Annotated in this window: 7 protein-coding genes and 1 pseudogene; 7 read left to right on the top strand and 1 reads right to left on the bottom strand. The window is 36.6% G+C overall.

Annotated elements, in window-relative coordinates:
• From I2490_RS03585 to I2490_RS03555, 7 genes and pseudogenes are all read left to right on the top strand, one after another.
• Positions 1 to 264, top strand: a pseudogene (locus tag I2490_RS03585) (hypothetical protein); the annotation flags it as partial.
• Positions 265 to 655: 391 nt separating this feature from the next.
• Positions 656 to 997 (top strand): diversity-generating retroelement protein Avd, encoded by a 342-nt coding sequence (gene avd / locus I2490_RS03580; protein ID WP_206458397.1) that lies wholly within the window; start codon positions 656 to 658, stop codon positions 995 to 997.
• A gap of 317 nt (positions 998 to 1,314) precedes the next feature.
• On the top strand, positions 1,315 to 2,400 hold the full coding sequence (locus I2490_RS03575) for a reverse transcriptase/maturase family protein (RefSeq protein ID WP_206458396.1): 1,086 nt from the start codon (positions 1,315 to 1,317) through the stop codon (positions 2,398 to 2,400).
• Positions 2,401 to 2,619: 219 nt separating this feature from the next.
• Complete coding sequence (locus I2490_RS03570) at positions 2,620 to 3,069, top strand: (deoxy)nucleoside triphosphate pyrophosphohydrolase (protein WP_245157072.1); 450 nt, start codon at positions 2,620 to 2,622, stop codon at positions 3,067 to 3,069.
• A 41-nt stretch (positions 3,070 to 3,110) separates the two neighbouring features.
• Positions 3,111 to 3,764, top strand: coding sequence for a cyclase family protein (locus I2490_RS03565; protein WP_206458395.1), 654 nt, complete (start codon positions 3,111 to 3,113; stop codon positions 3,762 to 3,764).
• Positions 3,765 to 3,781: 17 nt separating this feature from the next.
• Entirely contained in the window at positions 3,782 to 4,495 is a 714-nt protein-coding gene (locus I2490_RS03560; protein ID WP_206458394.1) for a B3/B4 domain-containing protein, read from the top strand.
• A gap of 21 nt (positions 4,496 to 4,516) precedes the next feature.
• Positions 4,517 to 5,275 carry a YfjL-like protein gene (locus I2490_RS03555; protein WP_206458393.1) on the top strand — a complete coding sequence of 253 codons (759 nt, stop codon included), beginning with the start codon at positions 4,517 to 4,519 and terminating at the stop codon, positions 5,273 to 5,275.
• 106 nt (positions 5,276 to 5,381) lie between these two features.
• Here the strand turns inward: I2490_RS03555 and I2490_RS03550 are convergent, their stop codons facing one another.
• Positions 5,382 to 6,863, bottom strand: coding sequence for an Lsa family ABC-F type ribosomal protection protein (locus tag I2490_RS03550; RefSeq protein ID WP_206458392.1), 1,482 nt, complete (start codon positions 6,861 to 6,863; stop codon positions 5,382 to 5,384).
• Between the last annotated feature and the right edge of the window lie 68 nt (positions 6,864 to 6,931).

Genomic DNA, 6,931 nt, shown 5'->3' with positions numbered 1-6,931 from the left:
AATGAAGGTATATTCGACTTGAACGGTAATGTCTGGGAGTGGACTGCTGGACTAAGACTTAAGAATGGTGAAATACAGATTGTAAAGGACAATGATGCTGCAATGGCAAACGCTGACTTTGGAGATACAAGCTCTTGGTGGAAAGCTGTCTTACAGGATGGTAATTTGGCAGCACCAGGCACAGCTTCAACTCTTAAAATTGACAATACAACTCCTGGTACTGCGGACAAAGATGGAAACAATGTAGGAGGAACCCAATCATAAATACTGTAAGGGATAATCCTAACTACACTGGTGGAGATGTTAACGAATACTATAGATACAGCCATTGTAATTTTGAGACTTTAGCTGCTAAGAGCGGTGTAACAGTACCGACGTTGTTAAAAGCTTTAGGGATTGCTCCAGTAGATGCTTCGTGTGGAGGAGATGGCTTCTGGGTTCGTAACTACGGAGAAAGGCTTCCGTTTCGTGGTGGCGGCTGGGGCCACGGTTCTGCTGCTGGGGTTTTCGCCTTGAACTTGCACTACCTTCGTTCGTACTCGGGCAACAACTTTGGTTTCCGCTCCGCTTTTGTCAATCTGTAATCTGCTTTCTGTTAATCTGATAGGGAGAGCGATAGCTCTCCTTAACTTTTTGTATAAGTGAGGATGAAGTAATGAACGAACTAAAAATATATCAAAAAGTTTATGACATGATAGTTTATGGTAATAAATGCTTACTTCAATTTCCTAAGTCTGAAAGGTACGCTCTTGCAAATGAGATAAAGAAATCAATGTATTCTCTCTTGAAGCTGATTATTGCAGCAAATAAGAAATATTATAAAAAGACCACTCTTCAGGAGATGGATGTGGAGCTTGAAACATTGAGGACTTTCATAAGAATTGCAGCAGACCCAAAATTCAAGTATTTAGGATTAAAACAGTATGAAAATTGGAGCAAAATGTTGAGTGAAATCGGTCGCATGTTAGGCGGCTGGATGAAATCAGTAAATAGATAAATACAAGTTTTGGGGGATGAGCCTATTGAGCTTCCGATTCGTGGTGGCAACTGGAACAACGGTTCTGATGCTGGGGTTTTCGCCTTGAACTTGAACAACCTTCGTTCGAACTCGAGCAACAACATTGGTTTCCGCTCCGCTCTGCTCTCATTGTCAGATGTTGCAAGCTCAAGGGCTTGCATCCAGTACAGAGAGGACAAAGGGGCTCATTTCCCTGCTGACAAAGCAAAATATTAAATTGCTATGGAAGCACCAAGTAAGAAATGAAAAGTGCTACACATAGCCATATGACTAATTATTATGAGGAAGTGTGCTTTATGGCTAAAAAACTAAGAAATATATTTTCTGAAATAATAGACTTTGAAAATCTTTATATAGCAACAAATGAAGCAAAGAAAGGCAAACGATACAGACGTGATGTACTGGAGTTCAATACAAACCTTGAAGAGAATTTAATCACGATTCAAAATGAATTAATATATAAGACTTATGAGGTTGGTAGGTATAGAGAATTCTTTGTCTATGACCCTAAAAAGCGGTTAATAATGGCATTACCCTTTAAGGACAGAGTTGTCCAATGGGCTATATACAGGGTCTTATATCCGATATATGACAAGCAATTCATTTATGATAGTTATGGGTGCAGAGTTGGAAAAGGTACTCATAAGGCTGCTGATAGGCTTCAATATTGGTTAAGGCAAGTAAACAGGAAGCCACAGAAATACTATTATTTAAAACTGGATATATCAAAATATTTCTACAGGATTAATCATAAAATACTATTGGATATCCTGAAAAATAAGATTGAGGATGAAGACCTTATTTGGCTTTTAGATACGATTATAAACAGTGAAGATGTTCCTTTTGGACTTCCTGCTGGAATGGAGCCTGACCAATGCAGTGAAGAAGATAGGCTTTTTGATGTAGGGATACCGATAGGAAATTTAACCTCTCAGCTATTCGCTAACATATATCTCAATGAGCTTGACCAGTATGTTAAGCATAAGCTTGGAATACACTACTATGTAAGATACATGGATGATATAATAATACTGGTAGATGATAAAAAATACTTACATGAGATTAAAACCGATATTGAAGTATTCTTAAAAGAAGTTCTCGACCTAGACTTGAATAATAAGACCGCTATAAGACCCATATCGTGCGGTATTGAGTTTGTAGGCTTTAGAGTATGGGCTACACATAGAAAACTAAAGAAAAAGACCTTAAAGAAGATTAAGAGGAAGTTTAAAATGCTTCAGAAAGCTTATTCGGAAGGTTCTAAGGACTTTGAAGAGATAAACCAGTCCGTACAGTCATATCTTGGTATCATGCAGCATTTTGACAGTTATAACTTCAAGGCTAAGCTGTTGAATGATACTATATTCAGGAGGGACAACTAGGAACCAATAATCTCAAACTAAGTGGCAAAAAACTAAAAATCTCACGCTATGGCAGATATGAAAAGTTTGCCAAAAAGCGTGAGAAGATTTGCCAAAAAATTTTCGAAGCTACAATATACTCCTTGTAGTGTATGCAATCCATGATAGAAATTAGGATTATATTTAAAGAAGAAAAAATAAGATGAGTTCATTTATTGTAAATCTGTTGACGGAGGTAGTATGACTGAACGGTTTGATAAAGCTGACAAGAAAAAGAATAATAAGATGAGAAAAGTAGAAGTGGTTGCAGGAATTCTGCTATACAACAACAAAATATTATGTGCACAGAGACCAAAAGGAAAATATGATTATATTTCATACAAGTTTGAGTTTCCGGGTGGAAAAATAGAACTGAATGAAAGTCCGAAAGAAGCATTATGCAGAGAACTTATGGAAGAGATAGGGGTATTCATTCGAGAAGAAGACCTTAAATTTTACTGTACAGTGGAGCATCAATATCCGGATTTTGACCTTGCAATGCATAGTTTCCTCTGTCCGTTAAAGAGCGATCATATTGAGTTAAAAGCTCACGTTCAAGCTTTATGGATGGACAAACATGAATTAGATAAACTGGATTGGGTTGAAGCGGATTTACCGATAATAGAAAAAGTAGCACAGGATTCCATATAGCAGTATAATAAAGGCTAAGACAACAAACGGAGGAAACTAATATGACAGAGAAGAAAATCATAGACCTTTCTATATGGATGGACGAATTCACCTTTCCCGGCAATCCTGTATTTCAGCCGAATGGCCCGATGAATCGGGTGGAAGGGAGCAATCCCGAATACGTCTATGATTTTGAACTTTGCTCACAAAGTGGTACGCACATACAGGGGGCGCACTATTTTAGTGAATCCGGAAAGAAAATCAATGAATTTCCATTGGAACGCTTTCAGGGGAATGCCTACATAATGGACGTAAAAAAACGAGGTGAAGACATTACTCTTGAGGATGTAGAAAAAGAACTGGATTCAGTGGATTTAACCGGACGCATACTTATTTTTCGGACAGGTCATATGGATGAGCTAATAAAAGATCAGTACATTGATCCCAAAAGACGTCCCGGACTGTCCATCGAAGCGGCTCGCTATCTTTGTGAGGAGAAGAAAGTAAATATGCTGGCGATCGATTCCATTGGTTTGGAATCCAGAGTCAGCCAAAATTATGAAGTTAATGTTTACTTATGCAGCAAGGAGATTTTAATTTTAGAGTGTATAACAAATCTTGATCGGATAAATGGCAAAGAAGTCTTTTTGGAAGCCTTCCCATTGAAAATTAAAGGCGTAGAAGGAACACCATGTCGGGCAATTGCAAAAGTATAGGATTGGAGGAATAAAGAATGAAAAAATTTATCATTGAAGATCAATTTTGGGACGTATTTCCAAATGCTAAAATTGGAGTTGTCATTTGTAATGGGATAGATAATTCTATGAAAGAAGACGATTCTTATAAAGAGATGATTTCAAATGCAGAGCTTGAAGCAAAAAAGTATCTGCAAAATCAGGAGTTTAGCAAGAATGAGGTTATCAAAGTTTGGAGAGAAGCATTTCAAAAATTTAAAACGAAAAAAGGTGTTCGATCATCGATAGAAGCATTGCTTAAAAGAGTGCAAAAGGGCGATTCGATTGGGAAAATCAATCCGATGGTGGATATTTATAATGCAATTTCATTAAAATATGGGTTGCCATGTGGCGGAGAAGACATTGATACATTTGTTGGAGATATCCGATTGACTAAGGCAATTGGTAATGAAGATTTTATTCCTCTAGGTTCCGAAGAAAATGCACCACCATATGAAGGTGAAATTATCTATAAAGACAATGGCGGAGCGATTTGTAGATGCTGGAATTGGCGTGAGTCTTTTCGAACAATGTTAACAGTGGATACAAAAAATGCATTCCTGTGTATTGAACTAATTGATGAAAGTAGAGAGGAAACATTAAAAGAAGCGTTAGAGGAAATGTCAGAAACTGTTTCAAAAAAGCTTGGTGGAAACGTAAAGGTATCCATTCTAGATATAAATAACAAGGAAATTGAAATAGAAACGAATTAATTTTTAGTAATTGAGGTGCTTATGAAAAAGAAAATAGCAATCATCCTTGGGGGCGTGTTTATATGTTTACTAATTGGCGTACTCTTATCTTTCGTAAATAGTTTTATGGGAAATCCCATCTCTAAAGCATTGGCGACGCATTCCATCAAAGAATATGTAAAAGAAGAGTATCCACATCTTAATCTTGAGGTAAATTCTGCAGTGTATAACTTCAAGATGGGAGATTATAATGCAACTGCAAAGTCAAAAGACAGTGTTGATACGTATTTTATGGTTCATTGTAGTTGGGATGGAACTGTATTGGATGATGAGTATGAAGAAAGGGTATTAAGCGGATGGAATACGTTCCGTCGATTTGAACAGGAATATCAAAAAACAGTAGAAAATTTAGTGGAATCCAATTTACCATATGATTTTGACATGATTATTGCCCGACTGGATAAAAGGGAGGATTCTTCTGTCAAAGTTTCTTTGGACACTCAATTTGACATATATAACGTACCTTATAAAAAGTACTTAACAGTCTATATGTATACCGATGAACTGTCTTGGGATAAGATTGCACAAACAGCGTTAGAAGTGGATGATCTGATGCAAGAAAATCAGTTGTCTGTTAATGAGTATACGATTGTACTGGAACCTCTTTCTGCAAAAGAAGAGAAAAAAGGTGAAATGATGGGCGTTTATGATTTCCCGCAGGAGCTGCTTTCATCAGAAAATTTGGCTGACGTTATGGAGAAGAGGCAGGCTCAATGGGAGAGTGAACACGACAAAAGTTAATTGAATCAATAATGAAAAAAGAAATGAAACATAGCCTCTAAATTTAATTTAGGGGCTATGTTTTATTATACAGTTAGTATTACTTTATAATATCTTTTCACGAAAGTTATGAAAGACAGACAAACTTAGTGGATATTTTTTCGCTGAATGCAATATCGTGTTCAACGAAAAGTAACGTCGGATGATATTGTAAAAGCAATTCCTCAATTTGTATTCGTGACAACACATCAATATAATTGAAAGGTTCATCCCAAATATATAAATGAGCTTGTTCACTTAGACTTTTTGCAATCAAAACTTTTTTCTTTTGTCCGGCACTAAAATCAGAAATATCTTTTTCATATTGAATGCGTTGAAAATCAAGTTTATGAAGGATTGCTTTAAATAAGCTCTCATCAATACCGTTTTGTTTTGCAAAGTCTTTCAAGTTGCCTCTTAAATCAGAGGTGTCCTGCGATACATAGGATATCTTAAGGTTAGAAGCCTTATTAAGATTCCCATGATAGGTGATGTCATCGCCCAAAATAAGCTTTATGATACTGGACTTTCCCGAACCATTCTTACCACTGAGACAAATTCGATCACCTTGACAGATCTGGAAATTAATATTATCACATACCAATTTATCACCATAAGAGATTCCCACATGTTCTAGGGTGACCAGCCGATTGGAGTGATGTATTAGAGGTGATAGTTTAAGACGATCTGCGGTTTCAATGTTTTTCAGCAGTTTGGATTTTTCTTGAATTGCCGATTCTTGACGATCTTCTATTACCTTTGATCGCTTCATCATTTTGGCAGCCATATGACCAATATGACCTTTATCTGGTTTGAGCCCTGAATTTCTTGTACCGTTTTTCGTCTGTTCAACTTTATTTGACCAATTCGATGTGCGTTTTGCGGCTTTGGAAAGTCTTTTGATTTCATCCTTTAATTTTTCATTTTGTGCCAATTCCAAATGATCCTGCGTTTGCTTATTTTCATACCAGGAAGAGAAGTTGCCTTTTTGAATCTCAATGTTTGCTTTATTGATGGAAATAATATGATCAATGCATTCATCGAGAAACAATCTGTCATGTGAGACTAATATAAAACCATTCTTGGATTTTAAATAGCGTGCTACAATCTTTCTGGCTGGTACGTCCAGGTGATTCGTCGGTTCGTCAATGAGTAAAAAACTATTTTCTTTTAAGAAAAGAGAAGCAAGCAATACTTTCGTTCGTTCACCGTTACTGAGTGTATTGAAAGCACGATACAATACGTCTTCATCCACTTGAAGCAGATTAAGCTCACGAGAAAGCTGCCAATGCTCAAACCCAAAATGAATTTGTTCGATTACATCGATGGTCAACAATGTTTCATCCGGTATTTTATAAGGGAAATATTCAAAATTCACACTAGCAGAAATGCTACCGCTATATTCATATTTTCCCATAAGAAGATTCAAAAGTGTTGTTTTTCCACGACCGTTTCGTCCTACAAAGCCAAGCTTCCAATTGGTATCCATCTGGAAAGAGACTTGATCGAAAATTGTATCATAGCTGCCGTCATAGGCAAAGGTTAGATTTGAAATATTAATTAATGACATGGTATATACCTCCTTTGTAAACAATAAAGCTGCAAGAAAGTTAATTCTTACAGCTCGTGAAAACAAAG

This window comes from Anaerovorax sp. IOR16, from assembly GCF_017168145.1.
Lineage (GTDB): Bacteria > Bacillota > Clostridia > Peptostreptococcales > Anaerovoracaceae > IOR16.
Note: the sequence above shows the minus strand (reverse complement) of the source record. Positions and strands in the feature narration are given on the sequence as shown.